The organism is Pedobacter riviphilus (genome assembly GCF_014692875.1).
Classification (GTDB): Bacteria; Bacteroidota; Bacteroidia; order Sphingobacteriales; family Sphingobacteriaceae; genus Pedobacter; species Pedobacter riviphilus.
Window position 1 is genome coordinate 4,530,085 of the sequence record NZ_CP061171.1, and the last position, 18,491, is coordinate 4,548,575.

General features: G+C 36.5%; 16 protein-coding genes. All 16 read right to left on the reverse strand.

Annotation, left to right across the window (positions count from 1 at the left end):
• Positions 1–58: 58 nt before the first annotated feature.
• Complete coding sequence (locus tag H9N25_RS18575) at positions 59–1,258, reverse strand: glycosyltransferase (RefSeq protein ID WP_190326833.1); 1,200 nt, start codon at positions 1,256–1,258, stop codon at positions 59–61.
• Positions 1,259–1,753 carry an acyltransferase gene (locus tag H9N25_RS18580; protein ID WP_223833435.1) on the reverse strand — a complete coding sequence of 165 codons (495 nt, stop codon included), beginning with the start codon at positions 1,751–1,753 and terminating at the stop codon, positions 1,259–1,261.
• Positions 1,754–1,850: 97 nt separating this feature from the next.
• Positions 1,851–2,798, reverse strand: coding sequence for a GDP-L-fucose synthase (fcl, locus tag H9N25_RS18585; RefSeq protein WP_190326835.1), 948 nt, complete (start codon positions 2,796–2,798; stop codon positions 1,851–1,853).
• On the reverse strand, positions 2,798–3,925 hold the full coding sequence (gmd, locus tag H9N25_RS18590) for a GDP-mannose 4,6-dehydratase (protein WP_190326836.1): 1,128 nt from the start codon (positions 3,923–3,925) through the stop codon (positions 2,798–2,800). Before gmd ends, fcl begins: the two co-directional genes overlap by 1 nt.
• Positions 3,926–3,941: 16 nt before the next feature.
• Positions 3,942–6,296: a GumC family protein gene (locus H9N25_RS18595; RefSeq protein WP_190326837.1), complete on the reverse strand. Its 2,355-nt coding sequence runs from the start codon at positions 6,294–6,296 to the stop codon at positions 3,942–3,944.
• 11 nt (positions 6,297–6,307) lie between these two features.
• A complete protein-coding gene (locus H9N25_RS18600) occupies positions 6,308–7,114 on the reverse strand; it encodes a polysaccharide biosynthesis/export family protein (protein WP_190326838.1) in 807 nt (268 codons plus the stop codon).
• Between the two features lie 169 nt (positions 7,115–7,283).
• Complete coding sequence (locus H9N25_RS18605) at positions 7,284–8,021, reverse strand: tyrosine-protein phosphatase (protein ID WP_190326839.1); 738 nt, start codon at positions 8,019–8,021, stop codon at positions 7,284–7,286.
• A 2,032-nt stretch (positions 8,022–10,053) separates the two neighbouring features.
• Complete coding sequence (locus tag H9N25_RS18610) at positions 10,054–11,331, reverse strand: nucleotide sugar dehydrogenase (RefSeq protein WP_190326840.1); 1,278 nt, start codon at positions 11,329–11,331, stop codon at positions 10,054–10,056.
• 452 nt (positions 11,332–11,783) lie between these two features.
• Positions 11,784–12,644, reverse strand: a complete 861-nt coding sequence (gene rfbA, locus H9N25_RS18615) for a glucose-1-phosphate thymidylyltransferase RfbA (RefSeq protein WP_190326841.1) — start codon at positions 12,642–12,644, stop codon at positions 11,784–11,786.
• A gap of 71 nt (positions 12,645–12,715) precedes the next feature.
• Positions 12,716–13,576 carry a dTDP-4-dehydrorhamnose reductase gene (rfbD, locus tag H9N25_RS18620; RefSeq protein WP_190326842.1) on the reverse strand — a complete coding sequence of 287 codons (861 nt, stop codon included), beginning with the start codon at positions 13,574–13,576 and terminating at the stop codon, positions 12,716–12,718.
• Positions 13,573–14,121: a dTDP-4-dehydrorhamnose 3,5-epimerase gene (gene rfbC / locus H9N25_RS18625; RefSeq protein ID WP_057930683.1), complete on the reverse strand. Its 549-nt coding sequence runs from the start codon at positions 14,119–14,121 to the stop codon at positions 13,573–13,575. The genes rfbD and rfbC overlap by 4 nt, the downstream gene beginning before the upstream one ends.
• Positions 14,121–15,173 carry a dTDP-glucose 4,6-dehydratase gene (gene rfbB / locus H9N25_RS18630; RefSeq protein ID WP_190326843.1) on the reverse strand — a complete coding sequence of 351 codons (1,053 nt, stop codon included), beginning with the start codon at positions 15,171–15,173 and terminating at the stop codon, positions 14,121–14,123. Before rfbB ends, rfbC begins: the two co-directional genes overlap by 1 nt.
• Before the next feature lie 844 nt (positions 15,174–16,017).
• Positions 16,018–16,230, reverse strand: coding sequence for a hypothetical protein (locus H9N25_RS18635; protein WP_167295625.1), 213 nt, complete (start codon positions 16,228–16,230; stop codon positions 16,018–16,020).
• Between the two features lie 301 nt (positions 16,231–16,531).
• On the reverse strand, positions 16,532–17,095 hold the full coding sequence (locus H9N25_RS18640; RefSeq protein WP_190329182.1) for a DUF3109 family protein: 564 nt from the start codon (positions 17,093–17,095) through the stop codon (positions 16,532–16,534).
• Positions 17,096–17,097: 2 nt separating this feature from the next.
• Positions 17,098–17,871 carry a DUF3108 domain-containing protein gene (locus H9N25_RS18645; protein WP_190329183.1) on the reverse strand — a complete coding sequence of 258 codons (774 nt, stop codon included), beginning with the start codon at positions 17,869–17,871 and terminating at the stop codon, positions 17,098–17,100.
• Positions 17,872–17,971: 100 nt separating this feature from the next.
• Positions 17,972–18,487: a DUF2480 family protein gene (locus H9N25_RS18650; protein ID WP_190326844.1), complete on the reverse strand. Its 516-nt coding sequence runs from the start codon at positions 18,485–18,487 to the stop codon at positions 17,972–17,974.
• Positions 18,488–18,491: the final 4 nt, after the last annotated feature.

Below are 18,491 nucleotides of genomic sequence, written 5' to 3' on the forward strand. Positions count from 1 at the left end.
TGATAGGGTATTGAATATTTTTAAACACTTCAATTTTTTCGCCAAAAAAATTAAGTCTTTAGCTAAAATAACCAAAACTTTTGAGTTGGTCTTTCAAATCAGCTGCAATATTATCAATAGACAGGGTTTTCTTATAGGCTTGAATGTTATCTATAAACAGCTTGTAACTTTTTAACGACGATTCTCTATTTAGAACGATGCCTTCAATCAAAGTATTCATTTCATTAATATCCTCGCACAAATACCCCATTTCCCCATTTACAACAAACATATCGACAAAAAACCTATTCTTGATCGCAATTATAGGCTTTTCATAAAAAATAGCATCAAAAAAAGCAGCACTACTTCTTAGAAGAAAATCATTTTGTCCATAAAAAAACATTGAATAATCCAAATTAGCGACTTCAGAATCGTATTTTTCTCTACTAAGAGGTGTGTTTATCTGATCATTAACTAAATTCTTTACGTTAGCGTTAAGGTGCCGCTTAATGGAGTCTTCTAATATTCCTACAACCCAGAACTCAATCTTTCCACTTGTAACTAAATCACTATTAATCAATGCAATATCATACAACTTATCCACATTCTTTCTTTTCCCGGCACTGCCAATGTGACCAAATCTAATTGGAGACGAAAGATCACTAGAGCTGATTAATGGTGTGATTTTTTCAAATGTAGGCAACTCCATGGATATTATATCCTGGCTATCTAAAATATTAGCCTCTGTCATTATTTGTTGAGAAATTTTTGTTAGGAAAACAAAATTGATAATCCTAGCCTTGAATTTCAAACAAACCTTATACATTGCACCAATAACTTTCTGACCTAGGCTTTGCGGAAACAAAGTATATTCAATCTCACCGTGCAACATAACCAGTACATACTTATTTCTATAGAATTTTGTAAGGAAATTTAGCAGGATCAAAGAATGTGGATATATATGCGAAACAATTATTACATCATCCGATCCACAATTATCTAATAGTTTTTTAAAAAACAAAAAATCATCGACAGCCTTTTTGAGTAAAGAGATTACTCTGGTAAAAGTGCTTTTTGTAGGTGTTCTATTATCAAATGCCTTAAATTCAATTGTTGAATCATTATTTTCAAAATAAGATTTAACTTTAAGGTTATGGCTTGCAGCAGATAAGAAGCATATTTGTTCACCTGCAAACACTCTTTTGAAGATCCTAATGGTGTTCACATTTGCCAGGACATGCAAATAATCCTCAACATGCATTTCAGTTATATATATCATCTAAGTGTAAAATGGTGGCCTATAACTAATTGTATATTCCAATTTTGACCTTCGAATGCCGATTACCTTTGCGGGGACCCCCCCAACCATTTGCATAGCTTCAACATTCTTAGTTACAAGTGCCCCACACGCAACAACACAACCTTTTCCTAAAACTACTCCGGGCAATATTGTTACCCTGGATGCGACCCAAACATGGTCATTTATAATAACATCTGCATACTTAATGCCGTGATCATCACTATGAGGGTCATGCTGAGCTGTGAATATATAACTATCCCTTGAAATGTCAACATTGTTACCGATTATCACCCTTCCTTTTCTTCCGTCCAATAATACACCAGGATTTATTATGCAATTATTCCCAATCTGAATCTGTGACCTAGTAGGATGAAGATTTAGAATTTTTACATTCATTGAAATAAACGAATTTTTCCCAACAACAATATACCATCTCACAAAAAACATTCTGATAAAATTTATTGGAATCTTCATTATGAAGCTATTTAGTATAAATAGTCGAAAATGAGCGATAAATAATTTTATCTTAAAAAACGTCATATTTTTGTTTATAATTATGCTTTACTACGAACTATTTAACAGAATTTATATAATCCTCAAATGCTACGCTCAATCCTTTCTCAAGACTGATTTGGCTCTTCCAACCTAATTTTGTAAGTTTTGATACATCCATCAATTTTCGAGGTGTTCCGTCAGGTTTTGTTACATCGAAATCAATGCTACCTTCATATCCGACTACTTTTTTTACTTTATAAGCCAACTCCTCGATGCTGATATCCTCTCCACAGCCGACGTTTATCAAATTTTTTTCATTATAATTTTGCATTAGAAAAAAGCATGCATCTGCTAAATCATCAGCAAATAAAAATTCTCTTTTTGGTTTTCCTGTACCCCATATTGTAACCGAGTTACTTCCACTTTCACTTGCCTCATGAAATCGCCTTATAAGAGCCGGTAAAACATGAGAGTTTTCTGGATGATAATTGTCATTTAGTCCATATAGGTTAGTAGGCATAACCGAGATGTAGTTACAGCCGTACTGATCACGATAGGCCTCGCACATTTTAATGCCTGCAATTTTAGCAATAGCATATGGTTCATTGGTCGGCTCTAATTCTCCGGTAAGCAAATAATCTTCTTTTAAAGGCTGTGGTGCTAACTTTGGATAGATACATGATGAGCCTAAAAACATCAATTTCTTTACTTCAACCTTTCTGGCAGATTCAATAATATTACTTTGAATCATTAAATTCTCGTAAATGAAATCGCCACGATAGGTATTATTTGCTACAATCCCACCAACTTTAGCTGCTGCCAAAAAAACATATTCTGGTTTTTCTTCATTAAAGAAATTCTGAACCGCAAGTTGATCTCTTAAATCTAACTCCGAGGAGGTACGAACAATCAGGTTTGAAAATCCTTCTTTTTGGAGTTTTCTATAGATCGCAGAGCCAACCATTCCACGGTGTCCTGCAATATAGATTTTGGCGTTTTTATCCTGCAAATAAAATTCCGTCATTATTCGTATTGATTTTTAATGGTATAACCGTGAGATTTAAGTAACGATTCTTTTTTAAAATGATCTACATCGGCAGCCACCATCTCTTTTACTAAGGCAGCAAGATCATACTTAGGTACCCAACCTAATTTTGTTTTTGATTTAGTTGGGTCACCAATAAGTAAATCTACCTCTGTCGGACGGAAGTAAGTAGGATCAACCCCAACTACCTCAGTACCAATAGCGACTTGAAAATCTGGATTTGAACAAGCGCTTACATATCCTTTTTCATCAACACCCTCACCTTTAAAATCGATAGTGATACCCACTTCTGCAAATGCCATACGTACAAATTCTCTAACACGTGTGGTAACACCTGTAGCAATCACGTAATCTTCAGCCACGTCTTGCTGTAAAATGCGCCACATCGCTTCGACATAATCTTTTGCATGCCCCCAATCGCGTTCTGCATCTAGATTCCCAAGATATAATTTACTTTGTAAGCCCTGAGCTATTTTAGCTACCGCACGGGTAATTTTTCTGGTAACGAATGTTTCTCCTCTTAACGGACTTTCATGATTAAACAAAATACCATTACAAGCAAATATACCATAAGCTTCACGATAGTTTTTAGTAATCCAAAATCCATAAATCTTCGCTACACCGTATGGCGAACGTGGATAAAAAGGTGAATTCTCATCATAAAAACCTTTATCATTTTTATTTTCTGGCATGCCACCATACAATTCAGAAGTCGAGGCCTGATAAACCCTGGTCTTTTTTTCTAAACCTAAGATTTTCACCGCTTCCAGTATCCTTAAAGTTCCAATACCATCTACATTAGCTACATATTCTGGCGAATCAAAAGATACTTTCACATGACTCATAGCGCCTAGATTATAAATCTCATCTGGTTGCACTTCCTGAATAATTCTGATTAAATTGGTTGAATCGGTTAAATCCCCATAATGAAGCTTAAATGTAACATTATCGTCGTGGGGATCCTGGTATAAGTGGTCAATACGGTCAGTATTAAAAAGAGAACTTCTTCTTTTAATACCATGAACCATATATCCTTTTTCTAAAAGGAGTTCGGCAAGATAAGTACCATCTTGTCCTGTAATACCTGTTATTAATGCAACTTTCATTTTAATTCGTTATAATTTATTTAAACCTACTCTGCAATCTAGACAGAAAACCAGGATTTGCATTTTCTCCATAAGTCCCATAACCGTAGCCGTAGCCATAGTATTTACTAATAATGTCGTTAACGACTATACCTAAGTTTTTCATCTTCCCACTGGTATAGAGATCTTCAACAATACTTAGTTGATCCTTTTGAGTTACTTTTTGCCTTACCAAATAGAGCGTTACATCGGCATAGGTTGACAGTAATTGTGCATCAGTAATAATACCTACCGGCGGGGCATCCATTATTATATAGTCAAATTGACTCTTTAAATCTTTAATCAAGGCCGGTAAATGTTCACTCATTAAGGTCTCAGCCGGATTGGGAGGTAATGGCCCAGAGGATATAATGAACATATTTTTGTTAAGACTAAGAGGCTTAATAATATCATTCATCTTTATTGTAGGACTAATCGTATAGTTACTAAATCCAATATCATTATTTATCCCAAGTTTCGCAGATAGTCCTGGTTTTCGAAGGTCTAGCTCCATCAACAACACTTTTTTACCCGCCAAAGCTAAGATATTACCCAAATTGATAGCTGTAAAAGACTTTCCCTCGCCTCCCATGCTTGAGGTCAACAAAATGATTTTTTCATCTTGGTTTTTAAGATAGAAGGATAAGTTAGTTCTTAGTGCTCGAAATTGCTCTGAAATAGCAGAACGACCCTGGTTAGCTACAATTAGATTATCCTCACTAAAGTTATGACTAATTTCACCTATTACAGGGACCCTTGTTAAAGAAAGTATTTCTTCCTTTGTAGCAATTTTAGTATTCAATAAAGTTTGTCCAAAAATTAGGCCAAGTGGTATGAAAAGCCCTATCAATATGCTAGCTACATAGATAATATTTTTTCTTGGACTGATCGGAACAACTTCTGCTTTAGGAGGATCTATAGTTTTTGCTACCGATATATTTGAGCTTTTTGAAATTGCTGTCTCCTCTGCCTTCTGCATCAAAAAAATATACAATTCTTGCTTAATCTGCTGCTTTCGAGCTAATTTTAGATAATTTTTTTCAATCTGAGGCACTCCTGATATTTGACCTTCTGCAGAACTAAGTTGGCTCCGAAGTTTATTTCGAGTAAGAGTATAGGTATTTTTAGTACTTTGAATATTAGAAATGATATCACTTCTAAGTCCGGCAATCTGCTTATCTATATTACGAATGAAAGGGCTTTCCTCCGTGACACTTAAAAGCTGCCTTTCTCGCTCAACCAACAATGCGTTGTATTGACTCATCAAGTTCGAAAAAACTAAATCCTGCGGCAGCAATGAAGAGGGGAAGACTCTCTTATTGCTTTTAGGATCCTGCAGATAATTTTCTAACTCTTTCAAAACGTTTACCTGTGTCTCTGCTTTGGCAAGCTCAGATGCAAACTCACCAGTATTTTGAACAAGAAGTTTGCCTTGTTCTGACATGTCAGCTAACTGATTTTTTTGCTTAAAACTCTCAACATTATTTTCAACATCACCCAACTCAGATGCAATTTTACTTAAACGTTCGTTTATAAATTTATAAGTACTGTCGGCAATAGCATTTTTGTCAACAAGATTAGCAGCTGTATAATTTTCTATTAGAGTTGACAAAATATCCTCTCCTTTTTTTTGAACAGGATATAAAAAAACCAAGTCAATGATGCTAACTTGTTTGTTAGTAACAGCCACCGACAATTGTTTCATTAATTCAGCCACTTTTCCATCTATTGAGCTAACTGATACCGTAAACTCTCCATCACCCAAATCTCGTAGATTATTCGGTTCTAACAACAAGGTTCCAACTTGTTCGATAGTAAATTTTTCCCCCCACGCAACATCTTTCTCAAATGTTTTAGTGGTAACCTTCAATCTATTCGCCGAAATCTTCTTTATTTGAAACTTGGTAGTTTCGATGGTATCAACTCCTTTTAATATACTCAACTTAAATGGGGGCGCATACAACTCACGAGTTACCAAATTAACTTTTTTCGAATAAACAATATTCAATTGCATTTGCCGAACGACCTTCTCCATTAAAAAGCGAGTCCTAAGGATCTCAGCTTCATTATCAACTGAATTTTTTGCTCCAATTAAGCCTCCTAAGTCCATCAGTGCTCCAGACTGCTTTCCAAGACTACTACCTTTTTCATCGTCATTCACCAATATCTTTGCGCTGATCTGGTAAGTGGGTGGAGTGTATCGAGCAAATAGAAAAGCAATAATTAAACAGCCCAAAATGCTAAATGCAAACCAAGTCCATTTATCGAGGAGTTTACTAAAAATTTCTTTTAAATTTATGCTATCTTCTTCTTCAATATGCGTTAGCACATTTCTATCAGGTAGGTTATTCATGGATTTATACGCTATTTAAAATTGGAAATGGCCAAAACAATTACAGAAACAACAGATGCTATTACGCCAATTGTTTGAATTTGTGCAGAATTTGAGGCAGAAACTTTCCGCTTGTTTGGTTCTACATAAATAACATCATTTTGCTTTAAATAGTAAAACGGACTATTAAAGATGGAGCTAGAATTGAGATCCAGTCGGGCAAACTCCTTTTTCCCATTATTATCTCGAATAATAAGCACATTTTCTCTTTTGCCATAAATGGTTAAATCACCTGCTAAACTTAGGGCATCTAAAATACTTACTTTTTCATTAGGTAAAGTATACGCAGATGGAGCATTAACCTCTCCTAATACGCTAACTTTAAAATTAGCAAATCGTAACTGTACATTCGGCTGTTTGTAGAATTCTGATGCTTTATCTCTAATAAGCTCCCTAGCCTGGTATGTGGTCAGGCCAGCTACCTTTAATTTTCCGATCAAAGAAAGTTCAATTTCGCCATTTTTATCAACCAAAAATCCAGTATTCTGTGTAGCGAGGCTACTATTTGTATTACCTCCTAGAGTAGGAGTTGAAGCGGCCTGATTAACTATTGCACCACTTTGTGGATTAAGAGTAAAAACATTTATACTTAAAATATCGTCTGGCTGTATAATTGGTTCCGTAAAAGAAATTGCACTATCTAATTTAGCCTTATTGATAGATTGAATGTCTTGAAAGTAAGCAATTTTCTTATTACTTACACAGGAAGAAGTTAAGGTAATGGCAAATAACAAAATAGCCCATTTTATCCCTTTATTCACTTTGTTTTTTTTATTCATAGGTATTTTCCATTCAAAATGATTGACCATTTTAAATAGCCCGCAAACTTAATCATTTAATTGTAATATCTAAAAATCTTTAAGTACAGAATCTCGAAAAATTAAGTTTGACTTAGAGAGCCTGAGCACTGCAATAAAAATTATGCCCTTAATTATCAGTAAATACAAACTATACATAAATACTAAATACTTCTTGATTTTTAAACTCATAATTACCTATTAAATTGTACAATTTACCACCCTGTACTGCTTCCATTAAGGTACTTAGGTGTTTATCATGATGAAGGTCAGTACCCGCAAAATCGTACATTTTTTCTTTCAGCATAAGTTCTGCTAGCTGCTTAACATCTTTACCATAATAACCTAAAATAGACAATAAATTAAGCTGCATCAAGCAGCCTTTCTCTTTAAATCTCCTTAATCGGCTTCGATCCTTAAAATAAAAAGTGTAACGCTCCGGATGAGCTAGAATAGGCTTATATCCTTTAATTTCTAAATCAAAAATGGTTTGACTAATCCCTGGACTTTCATTTAAATAAGACATCTCAATCAACAGATACTTCTGATCTAAAGTGCATAACGGCCCATCCATTTTAAAATCCTGATCAACCATATACTCTGCACCAGCACTTAATTTCAAAGAAACATTGCCTTTATCCATTTCTTGTTGTAGTAAATCTTTTGCATTAAAGATTGTTTCCTTTGTATTTGGGTACAGTTCTTGATAGATATGCGGTGTAGCAATCAGCTGATCAAAGCCCAGTTCCTGTAATGATTTAACAAAACGTAAGGAAGTAGCCAGATCAGGAGAACCATCATCGATACCAGGCAGGATATGTGAATGAATATCGATGCTTAGCCAGGAAATATCAGTTACCTTATTCTTTTTTGTAAAAAAACTTAACATATTTATAGCAATGGAATATCAAATTAACTCGCCTTATCATAATCGCTCGTTTATAAACGAAATTATCACTGCAATAATATGCGAGTTGAAAGTATTATTTATAAAACAACAAAAGTATTCTAATTAACGAGTTAAACTTAAGGAAATTCGAGCTATTTTCCAATAAAAAGTAGATTAAATCAGACAAATAGTCGAAAATGATGCTTTAAAAAGAATCTACAGCTTAATTTGTGCAAGAAAATTAATAAAAATATAACCTACGCGCTATCAACAGTGCTTCAGAAACGTTATTCAAAATAGTTAAGGGTTTAAAACATCCTTCTTTTAAACATTCATCTTTTTTCATCAAATGAAGATCAAAAATTACCCTATTCTTAACCAAAAGCTGCTTAATCATACTTAGGTTCCCATCCGAATTGTCTTTGATTTCGTTGGATCGCCCAGTAATGCATCGACTTCTATAAGCCTGATGTATTTAAGATCTAACTTAACTATCGTTCTTAAAAAGAGTTTTCCAGCATCTAAGCCGAAACGGCTAAGTATCTCCACATCTAAACCGGTTAATACACCCTTCTCGTTTTCAGCCTTTCACGAAAATTCTAATTCGCCCCCCAATTTGGCAAAACTCATTGGCACAAAATCGCGCACGGTGGTGGTAATACCTATTGCAATTACAAAATCCTCAGATTTTTCCTACTGGCTTAGGTTTGCTGTTTATGAGTAACTTTTTGTCTTACCACATCCTGATTTCCTCGTTTGTAAAAAATAAGAGCGCTCTGTTGCCCATTAATTTTGACTATTCCATTCTGGATAGCCATAATTTTAGTATATTAGGTTAAACAAAAGGATGATCACTCAATTTAATCAGTCTGATTAAAATCCAAAAAAATATTCCGAACCCCACCTTTACGCCACATTTACCCCACGTTTACTCCAGCTTCCGGCCAGGCTTGGCTATGCCTTGCTGTACACCTACTTGCCTATTGCTTCGCACTTGCTTTGGTTGAAACAGCACCACGTTGAAGATCAGCGATGTCAAAGATTTGCATCGCTTTAGGTTGGCAGGTTAACAATAGCTAAATAAAAGGTGAAGGGAAACATAGCCTGGGGTTATTTTGGGCCACAGCTGTGTCGGTATTGGGGTATGGAAAAGGTGGGGTAAGGTAAAACACAAAGCACGATTATATTAGCCGCTTATGACTTAGGTTCCTGCCTGCGCGGGATCTGATAGCTATCGGATGACGACCATAGTATATCTCATAACCACCCCAGCCCCTCCTTGAAAATAAGGAGGGGAGTTCCCCTCAAATTTCAAAAATATATCTCTTCGGATGGCTGTCTCTGCTCCCTGCTCTCCGGCCTAGGAACTGATGGAAGGAGAAAACGTTAAAGCTTTTTCACCTACTTTCAATTACTACTGTCCCGAGGCAGCACGCCCTCCCCGATTTTTCATCGGGGGCTTGTGCTGACGACCAAAAAAGCTTTGACGAATTTATCCGATATCGGATCCAAGCCTTGATCTTTTGTTTCTTTTCTATCAAGAGAAAAGAAAGAGCCCTTCGGCGGCGGCGAGCCGAGGCAAGCCTGAGCCATGGACAAAGATCTCTCCTCCAAAGGAGTTCCTTCAGAACGCTACGGTCGAGACGAATTAGTCGAGGTAGAATGATTTAATCGTAAAAACGCTATTAATGAGATTGCTTCGGCTCGCTCAATTCTGGCTTGCATCCAATAGCTATCGGATTATTGCGATTAAGATTAGCTTTGCTAAGCACTTCGTGGTTCCTGCCTGCGCCTACCATGTAGACACATCTTTTGCTATATCCTCAGCATTGGCCGTCATTGCCAGCTTGACTAGCAATCTTAATACAACAAGAAAGGTTAATGAGCAATATCTGAAGCTTTAAGATTCCCGTTTTCACGGGAATGACGCAAGATAACGGAATTGTATCCATACGATAGGCCTGCGCGGCAATGACGCACGGTGTTAATGATCCTACTCATAGCCAAAATGAGCAGGTTGGAAACGAAGTGCCTATAACCTGGCATCCACCAAATTTCTGTCGATAAAAGATTTGGTATCAAAAATGAGTGCCCCTTTTTCTTTAATACTGCGATAATCAATGTCTAAAAACTGCTGGTGCGCCACAGCAAGGATAACGGCGTCGTAATGTTTAAACTGACCACCATCGATCATTTCGATGCCATACTCCGCTTTCACTTCATCCCTATTAGCCCATGGATCATATACATCAACATCCATACTAAAAGCTTTCAGTTCCTTGTAAATATCAGTTACCCTTGTATTTCGGGTATCAGGACAATTTTCTTTAAAAGCGAAACCTAAGATTAGGGCTTTAGCACCATTGATCACTTTATCTTTGGCCACCAGCATTTTGATCACCTTATTGGCTACAAACATGCCCATATTATCATTTACCCTTCTGCCAGATAGAATCACTTCGGGTTTATAACCCAAAGCCTCCGATTTATGCGCCAAGTAATATGGATCTACACCAATACAATGGCCGCCAACCAGGCCGGGTTTATAGTTTAGAAAATTCCATTTGGTTGCAGCAGCAGCCAATACATCCGCTGTGTCGATTCCCATACGATCGAAAATTAAGGCCAGCTCGTTTACAAAAGAGATATTTACATCCCGCTGCGCATTTTCTATGGCTTTTGAGGCTTCTGCTACTTTAATGCTGGGTGCCAAATGGGTACCTGCGGTAATGATAGATGCATAGAGTTGATCAATTTCAGCAGCAATTGCTGGCGTAGAACCCGAGGTTACCTTTTTTATTTTGGTAAGGGTATTCACTTTATCTCCAGGATTAATCCGTTCCGGTGAATAACCACAAAAGAAATCGATATTATATTTTAAGCCTGAAATTTTTTCTAAAACCGGCACACAATCTTCTTCTGTGCAGCCAGGGTAAACAGTCGATTCATAAATGACAATATCACCTGTTTTTAATACGATACCCAACATTTTACTGGCCGCAAGTAAAGGTTGTAGATCTGGCCGTTTAAGGTGATCTATAGGCGTGGGTACGGTAACAATATAGATGGTGCAGGTGGCCAGGTCGGCTAAATTGGCACTCAGGGTTAATCCCATCTCCGATGCCGCAATTACAGTTTTCAGATCATCTAAATTGGCTTCATTTGTTCGATCCTGTAGTTGATTTAACTCCGCCACCCGCTCTTCATTCGTATCAAAACCAATTACTTTATATTTCTTAGCAAATTCGATAGCCAGCGGTAGTCCAACATAACCTAAACCAATAATGGCAATCTGCTTTTTTGTATTCATTTTTTCTATCGGTAGTTGGGCAAATATAAGATAAATGTAGAAAGCTTAATTTTTTTAACCACAAAGGACACAAAGAGAAAGCGCGAAGTACGCAGCGTTGGATGGAGCGTAATGCTTAAATGAACTTATATCTCTTATGTGGTTAGATTGAGGTTCTGCAAAATATGATCCTTTATTCTATTACTTATTTGACAGTTCCAATACAAGGTTCGTCATTCCCGCGCAGGCGGGAATCTTAAAGCTCAAGCATTACGATTATTCATAAGTTTTCTTTTTATTCATAGGCATTCATGAGCACTCCGTGGTTTCCAATCGAGTGGGAATGACGATACTTCAAGATCATTTATCTCCTTAAATCATCCTTCTGAATGATAAAAAAGAAAATCACCAATCAATACATGGCATTGAATGGTGATTTATTATTTTGAGTGTATTAATTAAAGTAGAACTTCTTATTTAATCTGCTTTAACAGGTAACTACCATAACCGCTTTTAACCAGTGGAGTAGCGATAGCTTTAAGCTGTTCTGCATCAATAAAGCCCATGCGATAAGCAATCTCTTCAATACAACCAATCTTTAAGCCTTGCCTTTCTTCAATAATCTGTACAAATTGCCCGGCCTGCATTAAAGAGGTAAAAGTTCCGGTATCTAACCAGGCTGTTCCACGGCTTAATACGCCTACTTTTAATTTACCCCGCTCTAAGTACACACGATTAACATCAGTAATTTCGTATTCTCCACGTGGTGAAGGTTTAATATTTTTCGCTATCTCTACCACCTCATTATCATAAAAATATAATCCCGGCACTGCATAGTCTGATTTGGGTTGAACAGGTTTTTCTTCAATAGAAATGGCCTTTTTATTTTCATCAAATTCTACCACACCGTAACGTTCAGGATCAGCAACCTGGTAAGCAAATACCACACCTCCATCAGGGTCGGAACTGGCCTGTAATAATTTGGCCATACCATCGCCATGGAAGATATTATCGCCCAATACCAAAGCCACTTTATCTTTGCCAATAAATTCTTCACCAATCACAAAAGCCTGTGCTAAACCATTCGGTTCTGCCTGTACGGCATAACTAAATTTACAGCCCAAAGAAGTGCCATCACCCAATAATTTCTCAAAATTTGGCAGATCGTGTGGGGTAGAGATAATCAGAATTTCTTTTATCCCAGCCAACATCAGCGTAGACAAAGGATAATAGATCATCGGTTTATCGTAAACCGGCATCATCTGTTTACTACAAGCCAAAGTTAAGGGATGCAAACGGGTTCCGCTGCCACCAGCTAAGATTATACCTTTCATATTTTAGTCATTAGTTCATTGGTCATTGGTTCATTGGTCATTACAGACCTAAATGAAATAATGATGCCTATTTATTGTATTTTAATTTGTTTTATACACTCTATCAGACTGTCTCTCCAATAGGGAATTTGAATATTAAACGTTTCTTTAATCTTGGTTTTATCCATGACCGAAAATGCCGGACGGGTAGCTTTAGTCGGATAAGCAGAACCTGGAATAGGATTTACCTTAACAGCTGTTTTACTAATATCAAAAATAGCCTTAGCAAAATCAAACCATGAAGTTACACCTTCATTACTATAATGATATACACCATAAGCGGTAGATGAAGAAGACATGATATCAAAAATAGCATTTGCAAGATCAATAGCATAGGTTGGCGTACCCACCTGATCTGCAATGATATTCAGCTCATCGCGCTCGGCACCAAGTTTAAGCATGGTTTTTACAAAGTTGTTGGCGTACTCGGAGTACAACCAGCTGGTTCGGATAATGAAGTGGGCAGGCAATACAGCAGTAACCGCAAGCTCACCATCTAGTTTAGTTACACCATATACATTGATGGGTTTAGCCTCATCATCTTCTTTCAACAATTTTACTTTGTTGCCTTCAAAAACAAAATCGGTAGAAACATGAATCAAAGTAGCGCCATTTGCCAAGCAGGCCGTAGCCAGATATGCAGCACCGGTTTCATTAATCGCTTTAGCCAGGTCAACCTCATCTTCTGCTTTATCAACCGCGGTATAGGCCGCACAGTTAATTACAAAGAACGGCTTTTCTATAGCTAAAAGCTCGTATAACCTATCTTTATTTAGAATGTTGGCATCCTGCTCTGCTGGAAAAACAATATCGTTAATCCCCCTACGTTCAGCTACTGTTTTTAAACATTGGCCTAACTGTCCACCAGCACCAATTACTAATATTTTACTCATATGTGCTGTAAAACTGAAAAGGGTTTTAAAAGAAGGTCTTTATCTGAAATAGCTTGATCTTCTTCTGGAATTAACCAATCGATGTTCAGGTCCGCATCATTATAAATTACGCCAGTTTCTGAAGCTTTATTGAAAAAATTATCACATTTGTATAAGAATTCTGCGGTTTCGCTCAATACCGAAAAGCCATGTACAAAGCCTCTAGGGATGTATAATTGCAGTTTATTCTCAGCACTTAGGCGTACGGCAATGTGTTTACCATAAGTTGGTGAACTTGGGCGAACATCTACCGCAACATCCAATACCTCACCCTTGGTTACACGGACCAATTTGGCCTGTGCAAATTCACCGGTTTGGGCATGTAGGCCACGGATTACACCATATGAAGAATAAGACTGGTTATCCTGAACAAACCTGCCGGATAAACCTGTTTTTTCTTCAAAGGTATTTTGATTAAAACTTTCAAAAAAATAACCTCTGGGATCTTCAAACACTCTTGGCTTTATAATCAGGCAGTCTTTTAATCCTGTTTGTTCAATTTCCATTATTTACTGCTGTATTGTTGTTCGTAATAAGATTGATAGTTGCCTGAGGTTACATTGTTTAACCAGTCTTCGTTTTGTAAATACCAGTCTACGGTTTTAGCCAAACCTTCTTCAAATTGTAAGCTGGGTACCCAATCCAATTGATTTTGTAATTTACTAGAATCAATGGCATAGCGTAAATCATGCCCTGCGCGGTCGGTTACATAGGTAATCAGTTTAGCCGATTCTCCAGCTTCGCGGCCTAATTTTTGATCCATAATGGTGCAAAGCAAATTGATCAGATCAATATTTTTCCACTCGTTATGTCCGCCAATGTTGTAAGTATCTCCTGTTTTCGAATTGTGGAAAATTACATCGATTGCCCTGGCGTGGTCTTCTACCCATAACCAATCGCGTACGTTTTCGCCTTTACCATATACGGGTACCGGTTTGTTATTTTTAATATTATTAATGGCTAATGGGATCAATTTCTCAGGAAAATGATGAGAACCATAGTTGTTTGAGCAATTAGAAATGACACAATCCATGCCATAAGTATCGTGGTAAGCCCTTACAAAATGATCAGAGCTCGCTTTTGATGCAGAATATGGGCTATGTGGATCATAGGCTGTTGTTTCGGTAAACATGCCTGTTTCGCCTAAAGCGCCATAAACCTCATCGGTACTTACATGGTAAAAACGTTTTTTATCGTAATCACCTTTCCAATATTCGCGGGCCGCATTTAATAAATTTACAGTACCAATTACATTGGTAATGACGAAAGCTGTCGGATCCGAAATAGAACGATCTACATGGCTTTCTGCCGCTAAGTGAATAACTGCATCGAAATTTTCTGTTTTAAACAGATCAAACATCGCGTTAGCATCAGTAATATCTTCCTTAACAAATCTATAATTAGGTTTATTTTCGATATCGGTTAAGTTAGCGAGGTTACCTGCATAAGTAAGTTTATCTAAGTTGACGATCTCGTATTGAGGGTAGTTGTTAACAAAACGGCGAACTACATGAGAGCCAATAAAGCCCGCACCACCAGTGATTAAGATTTTTTTCACAGTTATTAAATGATTTTCAATTCTGCTAAAGTAAGTTAGATTTCGGCAAAAAACAACTTAATTTTGACATTCTTAACATCTGAATGGCTAAGTATCAATTTTATAATGTGAATTCGTAATGATACTGCTCAGCGTTTTATTTATTTTCTGAGTTTTAGTCGATCATCTCATTCGATCAGTAGTATTCATTGTTTTTAATCGCTTTTGATCTCTCCATCAGCATTAATTATTTGCAATTATGCTTTTTAACTTCTTATCTGAATAAAAATGATGAGATTATCTTACAAAGCTTTAAACTGTAATAAACTTATCCCGCACACTTTAGTGCCGCAGATCTTTTTAATATTATGCTTAATGTTTGAAATAAAACCCTGACTTAGTACCCAAGACTACAGTTAGAGCAGCCCCAATTGCTTTCATGCGGTTTTAAACAGGCGATGTGTTTACTAAACTATAAATAGCGAGAGCAATTACTCAAAATAAAAACTATTAAATTAGTTTTCAACAATAAAATAAAATATGTTAGTAATTAACCCGAAATAAATACGTCATCATATACAATTTAAGATAACTTAACGTTATAATTACACTAACCAAATAACTATTTAATATGAGCACATTCCTTTTAATTATCGCGGCATTTTATATTATTTCCTTTGGATTAATGTTGTACTGCTATTTCTCCGCTGAGCAGATTCCCAGCGATGACGAAAAATTTTAACCAGTTTTTTCTGCTTCATCAAAATTAACGTCTCTCCATAAGGTGGTAACGCATTGAGTTTTTCGCGGAAAGCCAATGATTCATATGGTCAAAATCAGCCTTATTATTTTTTGAAATACATCTTTATTTATTGGCAATCCACTTAATTAAGTAGGGTGTAGCTCCTGTATACCATAAAATTGCAGAAATTAAAAATATGGCGATTAAAATCCACAAAATAGGCCATCCTTCGAATTTGTGTTTTGAAACAGGTGTGTAAGACTCTTCCAATTTATTATGGTCACTGTCCATCCTTTTACCCTTTTTCACCGGTTTCGGATCAGAGATATTGCTCATAAAATATTCAGTTAGAAACACAAAGTTAAACTATAAACCTATAAATTGAAAATTAGTTTTAAGAGATTCTTCTTACTCAAGTTTAATAGTACAATACCCCTTCAAAAGAAGGATATAGTAAAAGAATCCAATGAAATATTTGCTTGAATTGAATAGTCAACAAAAGTAATACTTCATTCCAGTATACGCTGGCATATGCGATATATGCTTAGCCTAAGTATAGATCATGCATAGTTAGCATAGATAAAGTATTATTACAAACTTTACCATCACCATACTTACGAAGATTTTGCAAGGAATATTACATCGCAGCCACAGAACTTTCTAGCTCCTTATACCATTCTTCTCCATACTTACGGATCAGTGGTCCCTTTAAAAAGCTATATACTGGAACCTTAAGTTCGCGACCAAAGGTACAGGCATCATGACAGATATGCCAGCGATCGTAATTTAGCACTTCAAATTCTGGATATTTGGTTATCCGGATAGGGTACAAATGGCAGGAAATCGGTTTCTGCCAATCTATGATACCTTGCTCGTATGCTTTTTCAATGGCACACTTGGTAATACCACCTTCAAACAACACATAAGCGCATTCTTTATTTTTATCGACACAGGGGGTGGTTAAATCGCCATCTTCATCAACAACATAAACCCCTTGCTCTTCAATGGCTTTAATACCTTTTTCATTTAACAGGTGTTTAATTTTGGGATAAATCTCCTCCAAAACTGCTTTTTCATCATTATCCAATGGTGCCCCGGAATCACCTTCCACACAGCAGATGCCTTTACACTTGCTTAAATTACAAACAAAGTTTTCCTTCAATACATCTTCGTGCACCAGCACCTGTTCAACTTCTATCATCATTATTCTTTTGCTAAAGCATATTTCAGCCCATCGGCCGATTTTAATTCCATGGTTACCGCACCCACCAATATCTCGACCTGAGCCTTTACCGGCACACGGTTTCCATCATCAGTTACCCAAAGGTATAACCGACTATCTTTTTTAAATATCCTGCCCGGTTTTATCGATGGGCTAAATTTTAAACAACGGATGTTCCCTAATTTACTTTTTATCGTTTCTTTTCCAATATATTCAACTTCCAAAGCCGAGATTTCATCACCCAAGAAATAGTTCAGTTTAAACTTATCGCCAATTTTGATTTTACTGATATCAAGGCTTCTGGCAAAATAATAGGCCGATACCAGATCAAATGTCTGATTGGTTGGTGTAGTAAAAGTTCCCCTGTTTGATACCACTTTCTTTGCATCCTGAGTAAAACGCGCCTTATCCTGTCGCCTGTAACTGGCCTCACGGATATTCTCCTGATAGAAGTAAGGCAAAAGATCTGTTTTATCAATATACGAATCGTAATGGTCTCTTATTTTATAAAATATATCAAAAGTACCCGAAGTCTGCGCATCAACCGTAAGTTTATAGGTAGGTTTGTTATCAAACTTTAAATCGGAATTAGTGACCTTAATAGTGGCTTCTGCCGCCGTAATAAATCCATACCTTAATTTATACTGCAAAACTTCACCTTCCTGAAATACTGCTTCTTTTTTCAGGGGAAGTTCTTGAGCCATTGTGAAAAGACTGCATAGGCCAGCCGCGACGGTTATAAATAATTTCTTCATTGCTTTTGTACTCATTTGTGTGTTGTTGGGAAAGAACTATTTCCTAAAAATGTGGTTAAATTCTTTCTCCTATGAAGATATACAAAAAGCAAACCAAAATTTAATCTTTTCTTTTATATACAGGAACAGTTGAGCAGGGCTCGCCAAACATAATGCTTTTAACTACCGGGGTAAGTAAGTTGGTTACCTCAACATAAGCCGCAACAGGGACATCGATATCTCCACATCCTTTTACCACCACACGCTCGTTGGCATAATCTAACGGATTAATTTTTGCCAGTGCCTTAGTAAATAAAACAGCTTCTAATGTGTTTAGATCTCCGAATACGACTTCATTAGCATAGGGTTTTAGCCTATTGGCCAATAACATATATGCCCAGGTAGGTACAATTGCATCAGCCGAACAGATAATGGCTACATTCTTATCCTGGTATTGTGCCCAATCGTGATTTTTAATAAACTCCCTAAAATCTTTTTCCCTTAGCATTAAACCATGAAATAGATTATCTACAATATCATAAACTACTCTTTCGCCTTTATGATAAAAATCTTCGAGGTTTAAAGTAATTAAACCACTGTTGGCTACTTTATTAACGATGTTTTCTTGAATTTCCATGGCT